Source organism: Caballeronia novacaledonica, assembly GCF_900258035.1.
In the GTDB taxonomy this organism is placed as follows: Bacteria; Pseudomonadota; Gammaproteobacteria; order Burkholderiales; family Burkholderiaceae; genus Caballeronia; species Caballeronia novacaledonica.
Genome location: NZ_OGTP01000009.1, coordinates 89,616 through 105,163, shown reverse-complemented (window position 1 = coordinate 105,163; position 15,548 = coordinate 89,616). Strand labels below are relative to the sequence as shown.

General features: G+C 64.1%; 17 protein-coding genes. 5 read left to right on the top strand and 12 right to left on the bottom strand.

The genetic code is table 11. From position 1 onward, the window contains the following. Nucleotides 1-19 precede the first annotated feature (19 nt). Complete coding sequence (locus NOV72_RS15305) at nucleotides 20-997, top strand: glycosyltransferase family protein (protein ID WP_245933058.1); 978 nt, start codon at nucleotides 20-22, stop codon at nucleotides 995-997. A 5-nt stretch (nucleotides 998-1,002) separates the two neighbouring features. Here the strand turns inward: NOV72_RS15305 and rfbD are convergent, their stop codons facing one another. Genes rfbD through rfbB form a run of 4 tightly spaced genes read right to left on the bottom strand, consistent with a single transcriptional unit; the run spans nucleotide 1,003 to nucleotide 4,382 of the window. After that, complete coding sequence (gene rfbD / locus NOV72_RS15300; protein WP_106855446.1) at nucleotides 1,003-1,884, bottom strand: dTDP-4-dehydrorhamnose reductase; 882 nt, start codon at nucleotides 1,882-1,884, stop codon at nucleotides 1,003-1,005. After that, entirely contained in the window at nucleotides 1,881-2,432 is a 552-nt protein-coding gene (gene rfbC, locus NOV72_RS15295) for a dTDP-4-dehydrorhamnose 3,5-epimerase (RefSeq protein WP_106855445.1), read from the bottom strand. The genes rfbD and rfbC overlap by 4 nt, the downstream gene beginning before the upstream one ends. Next, nucleotides 2,417-3,310 (bottom strand): glucose-1-phosphate thymidylyltransferase RfbA, encoded by an 894-nt coding sequence (rfbA, locus tag NOV72_RS15290; protein WP_106855444.1) that lies wholly within the window; start codon nucleotides 3,308-3,310, stop codon nucleotides 2,417-2,419. Before rfbA ends, rfbC begins: the two co-directional genes overlap by 16 nt. A 10-nt stretch (nucleotides 3,311-3,320) precedes the next feature. Further along, complete coding sequence (gene rfbB / locus NOV72_RS15285; RefSeq protein WP_106855443.1) at nucleotides 3,321-4,382, bottom strand: dTDP-glucose 4,6-dehydratase; 1,062 nt, start codon at nucleotides 4,380-4,382, stop codon at nucleotides 3,321-3,323. A 256-nt stretch (nucleotides 4,383-4,638) separates the two neighbouring features. Between rfbB and NOV72_RS15280 the strand changes: the two genes are divergently transcribed. Then, entirely contained in the window at nucleotides 4,639-5,493 is an 855-nt protein-coding gene (locus NOV72_RS15280) for a symmetrical bis(5'-nucleosyl)-tetraphosphatase (RefSeq protein ID WP_106855442.1), read from the top strand. Here NOV72_RS15280 and NOV72_RS15275 read toward each other — a convergent pair. Genes NOV72_RS15275 through NOV72_RS15250 form a run of 6 tightly spaced genes read right to left on the bottom strand, consistent with a single transcriptional unit; the run spans nucleotide 5,462 to nucleotide 10,138 of the window. Next, nucleotides 5,462-6,262: a lysophospholipid acyltransferase family protein gene (locus NOV72_RS15275; RefSeq protein ID WP_106855441.1), complete on the bottom strand. Its 801-nt coding sequence runs from the start codon at nucleotides 6,260-6,262 to the stop codon at nucleotides 5,462-5,464. The genes NOV72_RS15280 and NOV72_RS15275 overlap by 32 nt on opposite strands. A 2-nt stretch (nucleotides 6,263-6,264) precedes the next feature. After that, nucleotides 6,265-7,542 carry a dihydroorotase gene (locus tag NOV72_RS15270; protein ID WP_106855440.1) on the bottom strand — a complete coding sequence of 426 codons (1,278 nt, stop codon included), beginning with the start codon at nucleotides 7,540-7,542 and terminating at the stop codon, nucleotides 6,265-6,267. Between the two features lie 10 nt (nucleotides 7,543-7,552). Continuing rightward, nucleotides 7,553-8,578 (bottom strand): aspartate carbamoyltransferase catalytic subunit, encoded by a 1,026-nt coding sequence (locus tag NOV72_RS15265; RefSeq protein ID WP_106855439.1) that lies wholly within the window; start codon nucleotides 8,576-8,578, stop codon nucleotides 7,553-7,555. A 42-nt stretch (nucleotides 8,579-8,620) separates the two neighbouring features. After that, a complete protein-coding gene (pyrR, locus tag NOV72_RS15260) occupies nucleotides 8,621-9,130 on the bottom strand; it encodes a bifunctional pyr operon transcriptional regulator/uracil phosphoribosyltransferase PyrR (protein ID WP_106855438.1) in 510 nt (169 codons plus the stop codon). Further along, entirely contained in the window at nucleotides 9,117-9,563 is a 447-nt protein-coding gene (gene ruvX, locus NOV72_RS15255) for a Holliday junction resolvase RuvX (protein WP_106855437.1), read from the bottom strand. Before ruvX ends, pyrR begins: the two co-directional genes overlap by 14 nt. Then, entirely contained in the window at nucleotides 9,560-10,138 is a 579-nt protein-coding gene (locus tag NOV72_RS15250) for a YqgE/AlgH family protein (RefSeq protein ID WP_106855436.1), read from the bottom strand. Before NOV72_RS15250 ends, ruvX begins: the two co-directional genes overlap by 4 nt. 30 nt (nucleotides 10,139-10,168) lie before the next feature. Between NOV72_RS15250 and NOV72_RS15245 the strand changes: the two genes are divergently transcribed. Then, complete coding sequence (locus NOV72_RS15245) at nucleotides 10,169-11,659, top strand: cryptochrome/photolyase family protein (RefSeq protein ID WP_106855435.1); 1,491 nt, start codon at nucleotides 10,169-10,171, stop codon at nucleotides 11,657-11,659. On the opposite strand, the gene NOV72_RS15240 is transcribed toward NOV72_RS15245, so the two are convergent. Further along, nucleotides 11,656-13,050 (bottom strand): FimL-related protein, encoded by a 1,395-nt coding sequence (locus tag NOV72_RS15240; RefSeq protein WP_106855434.1) that lies wholly within the window; start codon nucleotides 13,048-13,050, stop codon nucleotides 11,656-11,658. The genes NOV72_RS15245 and NOV72_RS15240 overlap by 4 nt on opposite strands. 323 nt (nucleotides 13,051-13,373) lie before the next feature. Continuing rightward, on the bottom strand, nucleotides 13,374-13,544 hold the full coding sequence (locus NOV72_RS15235; RefSeq protein WP_044041514.1) for a rubredoxin: 171 nt from the start codon (nucleotides 13,542-13,544) through the stop codon (nucleotides 13,374-13,376). Between the two features lie 308 nt (nucleotides 13,545-13,852). Between NOV72_RS15235 and NOV72_RS15230 the strand changes: the two genes are divergently transcribed. Together NOV72_RS15230 and NOV72_RS15225 are read left to right on the top strand one after the other, a co-directional pair. Further along, nucleotides 13,853-14,728: a hydroxymethylpyrimidine/phosphomethylpyrimidine kinase gene (locus NOV72_RS15230; RefSeq protein WP_106855433.1), complete on the top strand. Its 876-nt coding sequence runs from the start codon at nucleotides 13,853-13,855 to the stop codon at nucleotides 14,726-14,728. 32 nt (nucleotides 14,729-14,760) lie between these two features. Beyond that, entirely contained in the window at nucleotides 14,761-15,540 is a 780-nt protein-coding gene (locus NOV72_RS15225; RefSeq protein ID WP_106855432.1) for a DUF72 domain-containing protein, read from the top strand. Nucleotides 15,541-15,548: the final 8 nt, after the last annotated feature.

The following is a 15,548-nucleotide window of genomic DNA, read 5'->3' as shown; positions in this document are numbered from 1 at the left end:
TGCAACGCGTCTGCCCGCGTTGCGCGATCTGCGCCGTCCGTCGGCAATCGCTTCGGGTGCGACGGTGCATCGACCGGAGTGGGTCACGGTTGAAGGCGTGCGCGCGCTACCTATCGAACCGATACCCGGCGGCACCCTGATCAACCGTCTCGGCTGGCGTCAGGTTGCGGAGCGCGTCGCGCGCTTCTGCGCCGCCGAGAAGACGCTTCTGGTGATCGGCAAACCGAGCGCGCTCGCGTTCGACCTGCTCAGGCACGCGGGCGCAGCGTGCTCCGCCTACGACAGCATGGACGACTTTCCCGCGTTCTACACCGGCGTGTCGCGTGCGGCGCTGGCACGCGTCGAGGCGCGCATCGCGGCGGACGTGGACCGGCTGCTCGTGTCGTCAACCGCGCTGCGCACGCGCTGGCAGACGCTGCGCCCCGACGCGTGCCTCGTCTACAACGGGCTCGATCCGTCGATCCTGCCAGCCCCCGACGTCGCCAAGCTCGCGCGGCTCGGCGATGGCAGGCCGAAGATAATCGGCTATCTCGGCACAATGGGCCCCTGGTTCGACTGGGTGTGGCTTACCGCGCTCGCGCGGCAGCGTCCGAACGATCGGGTCCGGCTGATTGGCCCGGTGTTTTCGCAACCTCCGGGCGCGCTGCCGAGCAACGTGCAGATGCTGCCGCCCGTGCCGCACGCCGAGGCGCTGAAGGCGATGCGCGAATTCGACATCGGCCTCATTCCGTTCATCCGCAATCAGCTGACCGGCGGTGTCGATCCGATCAAATTCTATGAATACCGGGCGATGGGCCTGCCCGTTATATCGACGGGCTTCGGTGAGATGGCGCTGCGTGGCAACGAACCGGCGACTTTTCTGATCGATGCACCTGATCAGCTTGGAGACGCGATCGATGCTGCCCTGCGCTGTCGCGCCAGCGACGTTGACATCGCCGAGTTTCGGGAAGCGAACAGCTGGCGTGCGCGCTTCGATGCTTCCAGCGTGCTCGAATAAAGTAATCAGCCCTGCTGCGCGCACAACTCCAGCGCCCGCAGCCAATCGGGAGCGACGAGGCCGAACACCTTGGCGAGCTTTTCGTTGGACAGGCATGAGTTGACAGGACGACGCGCCCTGACGGGATAGGCGGCTGCCGGAATCGGTTCGATGCGCGTCTGGTCTTCCTTGCCCCAGATGCGCAAGATCTCGCGGGCGAACTCGTACCAGGACGTCCTGCCGTGGTTCGTCAGGTGATAGATGCCCCGATGTTCGTCGAATGCGACGGACCTGTTTCGCTCCGCCGCCGCGATCTGGCTCAACATGTTCGCGGTAAGTTCTGCAATCGTCCGACTCCAGGTCGGCGCGCCGAACTGGTCGGCTACGATCGTGAGCTCGGGCCGCTGCTCCGCCAGTCGCAGGATCGTGCGCATGAAGTTCGCGCCGCGCGCGCCGTACACCCAACTCGTGCGCAGGATCAGATGGCGGCATCCGCTTTGCGCGATGGCACGCTCGCCCGCGAGCTTTGCTTCGCCGTAGACATTTAGTGGCGCGGCCGCATCGGTTTCGACATAGGGCGATGACTTCGCGCCGTCGAAAACGTAATCGGTGGAATAGTGGACGAACCACGCGTTGGTCCGCGCGCATTCGCTCGCGAACAACGCGGGCAGCTCGGCATTGAGCCGATGCGCTTCGTCGCGCTCGTCTTCGGCTCGATCGACCGCCGTGTATGCGGCAGGATTTACGATGACCTCCGGCTTCGTTTCACGCACGAAGTTTCTCACGCGGTCGAGATCGCGGAGATCGAGCGTGTTGCGATCCGGCGCGATAACGCGTCCCAATCCCTGCAGCGTGCGCGCAAGCTCAAAACCAATCTGGCCATTCACCCCGGTCAGCAGGATGGTCATACGTAGCACTCCGCTTCACTGAGCCGCTTGCCGTCGCGGTCCTTCGCGGCAAGCACCGGCTCGAAGTCGATGGGCCATTCGATGCCGATCGACTCATCGTTCCATACGATGCTGCGTTCGTGCTCCGGATACCAGTAGTCGGTCGTCTTGTAGAGAAACTGCGCCGAGTCCGACAGTACGACGAAGCCATGCGCAAAGCCCGGCGGCACCCACAATTGACGATGGTTCTCCGCGGAGAGCTTCACGCCTGCCCATTTGCCGAACCTCGGCGAGCTTTTCCTGATGTCGACGGCGACGTCGAATACTTCGCCTTCCACGACCCGCACGAGCTTGCCCTGCGCATGCTCGATCTGATAGTGCAGCCCGCGCAAAACGCCGCGCGCCGATCGCGAGTGATTGTCCTGCACGAATTCGACGCCCCTCGCGACCAGTTCGGCGAATTCACGCGCGTTGAAACTTTCGTAGAAATACCCTCGAGCATCGCCGAACACCTTCGGTTCGATGATCTTCACTTCGGGCAGCGCGGTCGCGCTCACCTGGATGGCCATGCAATGTGTTCCTTGGGAAGATTGAGCAGATATTGGCCGTAGGCGTTCTTCGCGAGTGGCGTAGCGAGTCTTACCAGTTGCTCTTCGTCGATCCATTTGCGCCAGTACGCGATTTCCTCCGGACACGCCACGATGAACCCCTGGCGCTTTTGGAGTGTCGCGACGAAAGTTGCGGCCTCGATGAGCGAATCATGCGTCCCGGTGTCGAGCCACGCATGGCCGCGCCCCATGATCTGGACGCTCAGCCTGCCGTCTTTCAGATAGCGCGCGTTGACGTCGGTGATTTCCAACTCGCCGCGCGGCGACGGCTGGATGTCCGCCGCGATGTCGCATACAGTGTTGTCGTAGAAGTACAGGCCTGTCACTGCGTAATTCGATCGAGGCGTCGCGGGCTTTTCCTCGAGAGACAGCGCGCGGAAATCATTGTCGAACTCGACGACGCCATAACGCTCAGGATCATGCACGTGATACGCGAAGATCGTCGCGCCGTCTTCGCGGGCATCGGCGCCTTGAAGCTGGGTCGCGAGATCGTGCCCGTAGAAAATGTTGTCGCCAAGGATGAGCGTCGACGGATTATTGCCAATGAACTCTCGCCCGATGATGAACGCCTGTGCCAGCCCGTCCGGCGACGGCTGGACCGCGTACTGGAAATTCATGCCCCACTGACTTCCGTCGCCGAGCATCGCCTCGAAGCGCGACGTATCCTGCGGCGTCGAGATGATCAGCACGTCGCGGATGCCGGTCATCATCAGCGTCGATAACGGATAGTAGATCATCGGCTTGTCGTACACGGGCAGCAATTGCTTGGACACGACATGCGTGATCGGGTAAAGCCGGGTGCCAGAACCGCCCGCGAGAATGATGCCTTTGCGCGTCATGGTCTTTCCTTCACGCGCGCTGCGCGTAGTTCGTCTCGACCCATTTCCGGTATTCGCCGGAGGCCACACCGTCAACCCATTGCTGATTGTCGAGATACCACTGAACCGTCTTCGCGATGCCTGTCTCGAACGTTTCCGCCGGCGTCCATCCGAGCGCGCGTTCGAGCTTGCGCGCGTCGATCGCATAGCGGCGGTCGTGACCGGGTCGATCCTTTACATACGTGATCTGATCGCGATAGGAGCCGCTGGATTTCGGTCTGAGCTCGTCGAGCAAGTCGCAAACCGTACGCACGACGTCGAGATTCTTCTTCTCATTCCAGCCGCCGACGTTGTAAGTCTCGCCGACGTCTCCGCGCGCAAGGACTTCGCGAATCGCGCTGCAGTGGTCGCCGACGTAGAGCCAGTCACGCACGTTCTGACCATCGCCATAAACGGGCAGAGGCTCGCCCGCGAGCGCGTTCGCGATCATCAATGGGATCAGCTTCTCGGGAAACTGATATGGGCCGTAGTTGTTCGAGCAGTTGGTGGTCAGTACCGGCAATCCGTACGTATGGTGATACGCACGCACGAGATGATCGGAAGCCGCCTTCGTCGCCGCATATGGGCTGTTCGGTGCGTAGGGCGTGGTCTCCGCGAATTGCGGGTCAGTGGACGAGAGCGAGCCGAAGACTTCGTCGGTCGACACATGCAGGAAGCGAAACGCCTGCTTCTGCTCCTCGGGTAACTTAATCCAATGCATCCGCGCGGCTTCGAGCAGCGTAAACGTGCCAACGACGTTCGTCTGCACGAAATCGGCCGGACCGTGGATCGAGCGATCGACGTGGCTTTCAGCGGCAAAATGCAGAATGGCGCGCGGCTGATGCTTTGCCAGCAGCGTATCAATCGCAGCGCGATCGCAGATGTCCGCGCGCTCGAACACAAGGCGGGCGTCGTGCTCAAGCGCCTTGAGCGTTCCCAGATTGCCCGCGTACGTGAGTTTGTCGATGTTCAGAACGGACTCATCCGAACTTTCGAGCCAATCGAGAACAAAATTGGCGCCGATGAACCCGGCACCCCCCGTCACAAGAATCATGAAAAACCTCTTCGCCGCTTCTGCAAATCAAAAAACGAAACACGCGACCGAACAAGCCAGAAATTCAGCGCTCGGCATGCGCCTGCCAGGTCCGCCGCCAGACTCACGATCGATTATAAAAGCAGGGAATGCAAAACCTTCTGTCTGAAATAGTAATAAAACCGCGAGTATGCGTGCTTGCAAATTTGCAATGCCAGACACGCCTCACCACCTGCCCCATAATCACCGCACACACCGCCTTCCGCATCCGCCTTCAATGACCGACGCCCTGACTTCCAGCATCGACAGTTCCCTCGCCCCGCTCGTCTTCGGCGATCTCCAAGGCTGCTGCGACCCTTTCCAGCGTCTCCTTAAAAAAACCGCGCCCTCCCCCGACACACCGCTCTGGTTCGCGGGCGACCTCATCAATCGCGGTCCGAAATCATTGCAGACCTTGCGCGAAGTGATCGCGCTCGGCTCGCGTGCGACGGTCGTGCTCGGCAATCACGATCTGAATCTGTTGTCAGTCGCCGCCGGACTGCGCAAATCGAAAAAAGGCGACACGCTCGACGAAATCCTCGAAGCGCCCGACGCCGCCGATCTCATCGATTGGGTGCGTCACAAACCCGTCGCGCATTTTGAGAACAACGTGCTGATGGTCCACGCCGGCGTCCTTCCCCAATGGGACGCGACGATGACGATGGAACTCGCCCACGAACTCGAACAGGCGTTGCGCGCGCCGAACTGGAAAGAAAAGCTGGCGGCGCTCTACGGCAATGAGCCGCATCGCTGGGAAGATTCGCTCACGGGCGCGGATCGCCTGCGCGTGATCTACAACGCGCTGACGCGCATCCGCTTCTGCACGCCCGAAGGCGCGATGGAATTCGCCAACAACGGCGGCCCCGACGCCGCGCCACCCGGCTACATGCCGTGGTTCGACGTGCCGGAACGCCGCACGCAGGACGTGACCATCGTGTTCGGCCATTGGGCGGCGCTCGGCCTCATGATTCGCGACGACGTGCTGTGTCTCGATTCAGGCTGTGTCTGGGGCAACAAACTCTCGGCGGTGCGCATGACGGCCGATCCCGCGCAGCGCGTGGTCACGCAGGTGAGCTGCTCGATGAAGAAGTGATCGCCACCTCAGCTGCCGTTTCGACGACAGCCGGCGCGCCACGCATCCGTTGCAGCGCCGCGTCGACCGCCGCCTGCGCCTCGCTCGCGAGCAACCGCCGGTCCGCGCCCGGCGCGAGCGGATCGCACACGTACAAATGCGCGGTGATCTTCCCCGCGCCCAGCAACGCATTCAGCGAATCGTTGAGCGACATATCGCCGATGTACGCCGGCGCGGTCGAATGCCTTCCTTGCGCATCTTCATACATCAGGCAGATCGGCTGCACCGGGCACGACGCCGAGACCGCCGCCTGAAACATGTTCGCGTGAAACGGCAGCAGCGACTGGCCATCGGTCGTCGTGCCTTCGGGGAACACGCACATCATTTCGCCCTTCATCAGGCGATCCGCCAACTCATGCATGATGCGCTTCGCGTCGCTGCGCTTCTCGCGCTGCACGAACACCGTGCCCAGTTGCTCCGCGAGCCAGCCGACGACCGGCCACTTGCGAATCTCCGCCTTCGACACGAACGGCGTCGGACGCCACGCGTTGATCACGTAAATATCGATCCACGAAATGTGATTGCCGACGACGAGCACGCCCGCATCGAGCCGCGCCTCGTCGTTGTGCACGACGAGCTTCATGCCGGAAAGCCGCAACATCTCGATCGACCATTCGCGGTTCAGCCTCATGCGCTCTGCCGCCGACACGCGCGAGAAACGCGTCGCGACGACCCACATGCCGTACAGCAAGTGGACGACGAGCCGCAACTTGCGCAACGCGTAGCTCATGATCAGCGGCTCTCGTACGCAACGTGCCCGCCGACGATCGTCGCACGCACGCGCGCCGGCAGCTCATAGCCGAGGAACGGCGTATTGCGGCCCTGGCTCTTCAGTTTCTGCGGATCGACGCGCCATTCGCTCGATGCATCGAACACGCAGAGATCCGCGATGGCGCCCGTCGCGACGCGGCCCGCGGGCAGCTTGAGCACATCGGCGGGTGCGGACGAGATGCGCGCGAGCGCCTTCGCGAGCGGCACGTTCGCCTCGCGCGCCCACTTCACCGTCAGCGACAGCAGCAGTTCGAGGCCGGTCGCGCCGGGCGTCGCTTCGGCGAAGGGCAAGAGCTTTTCGTCGTCGTCGAGCGGCGTGTGGTCGGAGCAGATCGCGTCGATGGTGCCATCGGCCAGACCCGAGCGGATCACGTCACGGTCGCGCTGCGAGCGCAGCGGCGGATCGAGGCGGAATTGCGCATCGAAATAACCGATGTCGATGTCGGTCAGATGGACGTGATTGATCGTCACGTCGCACGTCACGGCGAGACCCTCGGCCTTCGCCGCACGCACGAGCTCGACGCCCGCCGCCGACGACAGATGCGACAGATGCACGCGCGCGCCCGTCACGCGCATCAGTTCGAAAATGGTATGCAGCGCGATGGTTTCCGCCGCCACCGGCACGCCCGACAACCCGAGCCGCGACGCCACCGCGCCGCTCGCCGCCACGCCGCCCTTCGACATGTACGCGTCCTGCGGGCGCAGCCACACGGTGTAGCCGTACGTGGTCGCGTATTGCAGCGCGCGCTGCAAGGTGCGCGTATCGACGATCGGGTTATCAGCCTGCGAAAAACCGATGCAGCCCGCTTCGGTCAGCTCGACCATCTCGGTGATGGCCTCGCCTTTGAGGCCCATCGTGAGCGCGCCGAGCGGATACACATGCGCCAGATGCAGCTTCTGCGCGCGAAACTTGAGCATCTCGACGAGGCCCGGCTCGTCGAGCGTCGGGTCGGTGTCGGGCGGACAGACGAGGCTCGTCACGCCGCCCGCCATCGCGGCGGCCATTTCGGATTCGAGCGTCGCCTTGTGCTCGAAGCCCGGCTCGCGCAAGCGCGCGGACAAATCGACGAAACCCGGCGCGATGTAAAGCCCGCTCGCGTCGATGATCTTCGCCGCGTTGAAATCGAGAGGCGCCTCGCCGATGCCGACGATCCTACCCGCCGCGATAAACACGTCCTTGCGCTCTTCGGTGCCCGCGGCCGGGTCGATGATCGTGCCGTTTTGAATCTGGATCTTCATGTCGATTTCTTCAGTCGCTGTTGCCGGCCACGATGCCCATCACCGCCATGCGCACGGCGATGCCGAAGGTCACCTGATTCAGGATCACCGATTGCGGGCCGTCGGCCACCTGCGAGTCGATTTCCACGCCACGGTTCATCGGACCCGGATGCATGACGATCGCATCGGGCGCGGCGAGCGCGAGGCGCTCGGGCGTGAGTCCCCAACTCTTGAAATATTCCTGCGCGGAAGGCAGCAGCGCGCCGCTCATGCGCTCGTTTTGCAGGCGCAGCATGATGATGACGTCGACGCCCTTCAGACCTTCGTCGAGATTGTGATAGACGTGCACGCCCATCTGGTCGAGGTTGCTCGGCAAGAGCGTGCGCGGGCCGATCGCGCGCACTTCCGGCACGCCCAGCGTGGTCAGCGCGTGAATGTCCGAGCGCGCGACGCGCGAATGCAGAATGTCCCCGACGATCGCCACGCGCAGCTTCGTGAAGTCGCGCTTGTAATGGCGGATCGTGTACATGTCGAGCAGGCCCTGCGTCGGATGCGCATGGCGGCCATCGCCCGCGTTGATCACGTGCACGTGCGGCGCGCAATGCTCGGCGATCAGATACGGCGCGCCGCTCGACGCGTGACGCACGACGAACATGTCGGCGTGCATCGCGGAAAGGTTGTTGATCGTGTCGAGCAGCGATTCGCCCTTGCTCGTCGACGACGCGTTGATGTTCAGATTCAGCACGTCCGCCGACAAGCGCTTGGCCGCGATCTCGAACGTGGTGCGCGTGCGCGTCGAGTTCTCGAAGAAGAGGTTGAACACCGACTTGCCGCGCAAAAGCGGCACCTTCTTCACTTCGCGGTCGGTCACGCTCACGAACTGCTCGGCCGTATCGAGAATGTGCGTGACGATCGAGCGCGGCAACCCTTCGATGGTCAGCAAGTGCTTGAGCTCGCCGTTCTTCGTGAGCTGCGGGTTGCCCTTGAGAAAGCCGTACCGGAACTTGTCTTGTGTGAGCGCGCCCGTCTCGGATGCGCCCTGAGTGGCGGTATTCATGATGATCCCGGGTGTTACTTTGAAAAAGCCCGCGAGCGTCGCTCAGCGCGCTTCGGTCGTGAAAGCGAAGCCGCCGTCGTCGCGACGCGCGAGCACGAGGTTCTGGTTCGCGGGCACTTCCACCGTCGCGCCGGTGAAGCGCGCGCCGATCGGCATTTCGCGGCCGCCGCGATCCGCGAGCACCGCGAGATCGATCGAGGCCGGGCGGCCATAGTCGTACAGTTCGTTGATCGCCGCGCGCACGGTGCGGCCCGTCGAGAGCACGTCGTCGATCAGGATAATGCGACGGCCGTTCACATCGAAAGGCAGCTCGGTCGGGCGCGCCTGGCTGTGCAAGCCCTTTTTCGCGTAGTCGTCGCGATGCAGCGCGACATTCACCACGCCGAAGTGCGGTGCATGCAAATCCTTCGCGAGCCGCTCGGCGAGCCACACGCCGCCGCTGTAGATGCCGGCGAGCACGGGGCCGTCGGGTGCGGCAAGCGATTGTCCGAACGCGGCGCGAATCTGGTCGACGAGCGCGCGGTACAGCGACTCGGCGTCAATGGAACTCATGATCGTCGGCAAGTCCGTCGAGGTATTGTTGAAGGATGACGCGCGCGGCTTCGGCGTCGATCTCGTCGAAGCGGCCGCGCGCGTTGGTGCGCACGCCGCGCGCGCGCAGATCGGCCTTGGCGTCGACGGAGGAATAGCGCTCGTCCACCCATTGCACGGGCACGTTGAAACGGCCGTTCACCTGATTGCCGAAGCGCTTCGCGAGCGCGCTCATTTCATGCGGCGTGCCATCGGGATGCATCGGCATGCCGACGATCACCGTATCGGGCTTCCACTCGTCGAGCAGCTTGCCCACTTCGACGAAACGATATTCGCGATCGCGGTTTTCCAGCGTGGCGAGCGCACGCGCGTTTTTCGTGAGCGTATTGCCGACGGCGACACCAATGCGTTTCTCGCCGTAATCGAATGCCAGCAGCGTGGCTTCGCGGCTCATGCGTGCCCTGCTTCGCCGGACAACATCGAGCGCGACACGCCGAGCAGCGAGAGCGCCGCTTCGAGGCGGTCTTCGGCGGGCACGTCGAAGATGATGCGCGGATCGGCTTCCACCGTGAGCCAGCCGTTCTTCGAAATTTCCTCTTCGAGCTGCCCCGCGCCCCAGCCGGCGTGGCCGAGCGTGAGCAGGAAGCGCTCGGGGCCCTTGCCGCTCGCGACCGCTTCGAGCACGTCTTTCGACGTGGTCATGGCGAGGCCGCCGGGCACGCTCATCGACGAACTGTATGGTTCGCCGTCGCCCGCTTCATGCAGCACGAAGCCGCGCTCGGTCTGAACGGGGCCGCCAAAATACACGGGCAAATGGACGAGCGGCTCGATCTCGAGTTTAAGATCGATGCGGTTGAAGAGCGACTGGAGATCGATGTCGGTCGGCCGGTTGATGACGAGGCCGAGCGCGCCTTTCTCGGTGTGATCGCAAAGGTAGACCACCGTTCCTGAAAACGTCGGATCGGCCATGTTGGGCATGGCGATCAGGAACTGATTCGTCAAATTGATGCGATCGGAAGTCTTGGACATAATTCAGAATTTTAACAAAGGCGCTGCGAGATGGCCGACTTTGATGTAGGTCTGGTCTGGTTTCGGCGGGACCTGCGCGCGGCAGACAATGCTGCACTCTATCATGCGCTTACACGGTGCCGCCGCGTGCTGTGCGCCTTCGTTTTCGATCGCGATATTCTCTCGCCGCTCGACAAAAAGGACCGGCGCGTGCCGTTCATCCATGCGAGCGTCGTTGAACTGGATCGCACGCTGCGCGAGGCCGGCGGCGCGCTGATCGTGCGGCACGGTCATCCGGTTCACGATATTCCGACGCTCGCGCGCGAGTGCGGCGTCGATGCCGTGTTCGCCAACCGCGACTACGAGCCGGCCGCGAAGGCGCGCGACGAGGCCGTCGCGAAGAAACTCGCGAGCCAGGGTATCGCGTTCTTCACGTTCAAGGATCAGGCCGTCTTCGATCATGACGACGTGATGACAGGCTCCGCCAAACCGTACACCGTCTTCACGCCGTACAAGCGCAAGTGGCTCGCCGCGCTCACGCCGGACGCGCTGAAGCCGTACGCGTCGGAGGACCATCTGAACGCGCTCGGGAAGCCGCCGTCGGGCGTGAAGCACGCGATTCCGTCGCTCGCCGCGCTCGGCTTTCCGGACGCGCACGGCCCCGCGTTTCCCGCCGGCACGAGCGGCGCGTACGAACTCTTCGACGATTTCCGCGACCGCATGACCGACTACGGCCGCACGCGCGACTTTCCCGCGCTAAAAGGCCCGAGCTATCTCGGCGTGCATTTGCGGCACGGCACCGTGTCGATCCGCGCGCTCGCCCGCAGCGCGCACGATGCACAGCGCCACGGCGACAAGGGCGCGGAAACCTGGCTCGGCGAGCTGATCTGGCGGGAGTTCTATTTCTCCGTGCTGCACCATTTTCCGCACGTCGGAGTGCCGGGCGATCATCGCGCGTTCACGCCGGAATACGACCGCATCCGCTGGGAAACGGGCGATGCCGCCGACGCCGCTTTCGCCGCATGGTGCGCGGGTGAGACGGGCTACCCGCTCGTCGATGCGGCAATGCGGCAGATCAACACGTCCGGCTACATGCACAACCGGCTGCGCATGGTGGTCGCGAGCTTTCTGACAAAGGATCTGGGCCTCGACTGGCGGCGCGGCGAGGCGTACTTCGAAGCGCTCCTGAACGACTTCGAGCTTTCGAACAACAACGGCGGCTGGCAATGGGCCGCGTCCAGCGGCTGCGACGCGCAGCCGTACTTCCGCATCTTCAATCCGGTCACGCAGTCGCGGAAGTTCGACGCCACGGGCAGGTTCATCCGGCATTACGTGCCGGAAATCGCGGGCCTGCCGGATCGCGATATCCACGCGCCGTGGCTCGCCAGGCCCGATGCGCTGAAGGCCGCGAAAGTGTCGCTCGGCGCGGATTATCCACAGCCGATCGTCGATCACGACGCCGCGCGAAAACGCACGCTCGCGCGTTACGACGTCGTGCGCGGGCCGGGCGCGAAGCCCGCCGCGCCGCCCGAGGACGACTAACGCGCGATCAGCGCCGGCTTCTCGATCATCGCGGTGAGCGCGACGATCGACACGCGGCCTTCGGAAGGCGCAATGCCGGCCGCCGCCTGATGCAGCATCGAGCGCAGCATTTGGGCGGCGCGCTCGGGCACGGTGGCATCGATGCCGCGCGTCGCGCCTTCGGCGCCATCGGCATGCGTTTCTCCGTGATGCGCGACGCGCCGCCAGGCCAGGCCGAGCGTGTCCGCAAGCAGCGCGACATGCCCGAGGCCCAGCGCGCAGGCCGCCGCACCCAGCCGATGCGACGCGTCCGCCGCGGAAAGCGCCGCGGCTTCGTCCACCGTGCCGGTTTCGCTTGCCTGCGTGCCGCGCTCGACGAGCGAATCGATCGATGTCTCCGCGCTCTGCAAAAAGTCCTCGTAAGCGGCTGCGTTCACGCGCAGCACGCCGAGATCGCGGGTCGCGGCATCGCGCGAGGCTTCGTCGCCGGCCTGCGCGGCGCCCGCTTCCCACGCCGCTTCCGATGCGGGCGTCGCCGCGACGTGCCACGCCACGGTCAGGCCATAGTCGCGGAGCACGTCGACGTGCGCGACGTCTTCGGACGCCGCGCCGTACAGCGCGAAATCGCGCCACAGCAGCGCGAGCGTCGCGCGCACGAGCGAACGCGGCGCATACGACAGCGCATGCGCCTGATCCGCCAGCACGAGGTTGAAACGTGCGTAGAGGCGCTTCGTGTCGGCGAAATGATCGAGCTCGCCGCCGCTGCGTTCGGCGCGTTCACGCAGCGCACGGACCGTCGACGACGCCAGCCGCCAGAAATCGTAGGGATCGGGACCGCGCAGTTCGTCGAGGCAGGCATCGAGGCGCGCGAAGGCATCGGCGGATGCTTCGGCCGGCCCGCGCAGGAGCTTGAGCAGCGCCTCCTCGTAGCGCGCCCGCACGTGCGCGAGGCGCTCGGGTGCGATGCCGCGCAATGTCGATGGCGCGATCGCGCGGCCCGCGAGCGCGAGGTCGTCGTAGGAAACGGGCGCGACGCGCGTGTGCATGGCCAGCAGCGCGTGCAAGCCGCGATAGTGATCGAAAAGCACGGTCGAACACGAGAGCTCGCGCAGATTGTGGCGCTCGACCGCCCCGCGAAATACGGCGATCGCGTCGGCGATGCGCGCGTGGCTCCCTTCCGATTCGTCGCCGAGCGGCGCGACGAGCGCGAGCGCCTCGGCGAAACGCTGCGCGGGCAGCCAGCCCGCCGAATGCAACGCGGCGATGGCGCGCTTCAGCGCGGCCCCGGTTTCGCCCTGACGCTGGAACGCATGCAGCGCGTCGGTCAGCGCCATTTCGGCGAGTCGCACCGATCCGCCGCGCGGATTGGGCAGGGCTTCGAGGGGAACGGGCAAATCGGGACGAGATGTCATAACGAGCGCTCACGAGCCGTTTCGCGAACACGGCGATCGAACGCCGCCGTGCGCGCGGTTGAAATGCGTCATCGGTAAGCGAGGCGGCTGTCGCCTCGCCTCTTCAAGCGTATGCCTCAACGAGCGCGCTGGGCAATCGAATACGCTCGGCAAGGCGTCTTGCACCTTCACCTTTGTTCGCCAACATCGTGCGGCACCGGAATCGCCGCAACGAACTCGCCCTACGCCGCAAAATCAGAAAAATTGGACACGCCGCACTGTTGCGGTCCGCAAAAAAGGCGCGCCGCATGACGCGAGTCATGCGGCGCGGCAGAACGACAAGATCAGATCTGAACCATCTCGAAATCTTCCTTGCGGGCTCCGCATTCGGGACAGGTCCAGTTGATCGGGACGTCCTCCCAGCGCGTGCCCGGCGCGATGCCCTCTTCGGGCAATCCCGCTTCCTCGTCGTAGATCCAGCCGCAGATCAGGCACATCCAGCTTCTGTGTTCCATACTTATGCCGCGTCGAATGGTCGGTTGAAATTAGGACATGATGGTACCGTGTTGCCGTGTCGATGCCTAGCAAGCGGGCCGTCCGGGTTCGTGCAGAGCGACATCGGCCGAAACGGACGTCGCGCCGGTTTCAGGCGCCCAAGGCTGGCGCGCCGGAAAAAAGTGCGCAAAGAGAACAGACCGGCGGCATTAGGCCGCATAATCAGACATGACCGGGCGGGCATTCGCTTACGCGCTTCAGCGCGGACGAGTTCGCTCAGAGCCGATCGTCCATTCAAGCAATCAATACCATAATGTCCGCTTTTGCCATGACCGGCGATTCTCCTCCGATCGTACTCACCTTCGGGCTTTCCGATCCCACGGGCGGCTCCGGCCTGCAGGCCGACCTGCTGACGCTCGCGAGCATGGGCTGCCACGGCGCGACCGTGCTCACCGGCTACGCGGTGCGCGACTCCGCAAGCTGCGATGAAGTGACCGGCCTCGATCCGGACACCGTCGCGACCCAGGCGCGCATGTTGCTGGAAGACATGCCGGTCTCCGCGTTCAAGATCGGCGCGGCGACCCGCGCGGAGCTCGTGTCCGCCATCGCCGAAGTCGTGTCCGACTACGACGACGTGCCGCTCATTCTCGCGCCCGATTTCACGCTCGACGACGAACACGTGCTGTCCGCCGACGAACTGCGCGAATCGCTTGCCGATCTGCTCGTGCCGCAGACCACCATGCTGATTGCCGATCACGCCACGCTACTGCAGCTTGCCCAGCCGGACAGCGACGCCGAATCGCCGACGCTCGATTCCGCGATTTCCCACATTCTGGCGCAAGGCTGCGAGTACGTGCTCGCGATGGAAACCGGCACGCATCGGCACGTGAACACGCTCTACAGCGAAGAGGGACAAGTGCGCCAGGACACGTGGGAGCGCAGCGTTCAGCGCATCATGGGCCTGACCGACACACTCGGCGCGGCCGTCGCCGCTCTGCTCGCGAACGGTCAGGAGCCTGCCGAGGCCGCGCGCGAGGCGCAGGAGTACGTGTTCCAGGCCGCGCGCGCCGCGTTTCGGCCCGGCATGGGCGCGTATCTGCCGGATCGCTTCTTCTGGGCGCGCTCGAACGATGCCGATGAAGACGGCGACACGACCTCGCTCCCCGACGATCCAACCGGACTGCCCGGAGAAGCCCGACACTGACGCCCGAACAATAAGGGAGGCGACGCGAGCGCATGCCATATCGACTGCCCCATCTGCACAAGCCCGGCCCGCAAGGCGCGATCCGCATCGGCTGCGCGGGCTGGGGTCTTTCGAGCACAGTCTCCGCTAGCTTTCCGCACGAAGGCACGCATCTCGAACGCTATTCGCATGTGCTGACGTGCGTCGAGATCAACTCCAGTTTCTATAAGCCGCATCGCGAGCAGACCTACGCGCACTGGGCGGAGAGCGTGCCCGAGTCGTTCCGTTTCTCGGTCAAGATGCCGAAGGCGATCACGCATGATGCGCGTCTCGTCGATACCGAATCCCTGCTCGACGAATTCCTTCAGGGCGCCGGCAAACTCGGCGACAAGCTCGGTTGCTGGCTCGTGCAAGTGCCGCCGAGCCTGCCGTTCGATCACGACGTCGCCGAAACTTTTTTCAAGGCGTTGCGCGAACGCACGAAGCTGCCGGTCGCGTTCGAGGCGCGCGAGCATAGCTGGTTCACGACGCACGCGGCGGCGCTGCTGAAGGCCCATCACATCGCGTACGTGGACGCCGACCCGATTCCCGACGAATGCGAGATCAAGCATCGCGCGGACGCGTCGCTCGTCTATGTGCGGCTGCACGGCTCGCCCGAGCTCTACAAGTCTTCCTACAACTACACCTATCTCGACGATCTCGCGCGCACGCTGCATAACCGTGCGAAGAAGACCGCCGAAGTCTGGTGCATCTTCGACAACACCGCCGAGGGCCACGCGCAGCCCAACGCGCTGCATCTGATGGAGCGGTTGCGGATTCATCACAAAGTCTGACGTTCTTG

Excerpts from the sequence above, each read along its gene's own strand:
- rfbD (WP_106855446.1), bottom strand. The coding sequence starts at position 1,884 with ATGACCATCCTGCTGACCGGGGTGAATGGCCAGATTGGTTTTGAGCTT.
- rfbC (WP_106855445.1), bottom strand. The coding sequence starts at position 2,432 with ATGGCCATCCAGGTGAGCGCGACCGCGCTGCCCGAAGTGAAGATCATC.
- rfbA (WP_106855444.1), bottom strand. The coding sequence starts at position 3,310 with ATGACGCGCAAAGGCATCATTCTCGCGGGCGGTTCTGGCACCCGGCTT.
- rfbB (WP_106855443.1), bottom strand. The coding sequence starts at position 4,382 with ATGATTCTTGTGACGGGGGGTGCCGGGTTCATCGGCGCCAATTTTGTT.
- NOV72_RS15280 (WP_106855442.1), top strand. The coding sequence starts at position 4,639 with ATGACCGACGCCCTGACTTCCAGCATCGACAGTTCCCTCGCCCCGCTC.
- NOV72_RS15275 (WP_106855441.1), bottom strand. The coding sequence starts at position 6,262 with ATGAGCTACGCGTTGCGCAAGTTGCGGCTCGTCGTCCACTTGCTGTAC.
- NOV72_RS15270 (WP_106855440.1), bottom strand. The coding sequence starts at position 7,542 with ATGAAGATCCAGATTCAAAACGGCACGATCATCGACCCGGCCGCGGGC.
- NOV72_RS15265 (WP_106855439.1), bottom strand. The coding sequence starts at position 8,578 with ATGAATACCGCCACTCAGGGCGCATCCGAGACGGGCGCGCTCACACAA.
- pyrR (WP_106855438.1), bottom strand. The coding sequence starts at position 9,130 with ATGAGTTCCATTGACGCCGAGTCGCTGTACCGCGCGCTCGTCGACCAG.
- ruvX (WP_106855437.1), bottom strand. The coding sequence starts at position 9,563 with ATGAGCCGCGAAGCCACGCTGCTGGCATTCGATTACGGCGAGAAACGC.
- NOV72_RS15250 (WP_106855436.1), bottom strand. The coding sequence starts at position 10,138 with ATGTCCAAGACTTCCGATCGCATCAATTTGACGAATCAGTTCCTGATC.
- NOV72_RS15245 (WP_106855435.1), top strand. The coding sequence starts at position 10,169 with ATGGCCGACTTTGATGTAGGTCTGGTCTGGTTTCGGCGGGACCTGCGC.
- NOV72_RS15240 (WP_106855434.1), bottom strand. The coding sequence starts at position 13,050 with ATGACATCTCGTCCCGATTTGCCCGTTCCCCTCGAAGCCCTGCCCAAT.
- NOV72_RS15235 (WP_044041514.1), bottom strand. The coding sequence starts at position 13,544 with ATGGAACACAGAAGCTGGATGTGCCTGATCTGCGGCTGGATCTACGAC.
- NOV72_RS15230 (WP_106855433.1), top strand. The coding sequence starts at position 13,853 with ATGACCGGCGATTCTCCTCCGATCGTACTCACCTTCGGGCTTTCCGAT.
- NOV72_RS15225 (WP_106855432.1), top strand. The coding sequence starts at position 14,761 with ATGCCATATCGACTGCCCCATCTGCACAAGCCCGGCCCGCAAGGCGCG.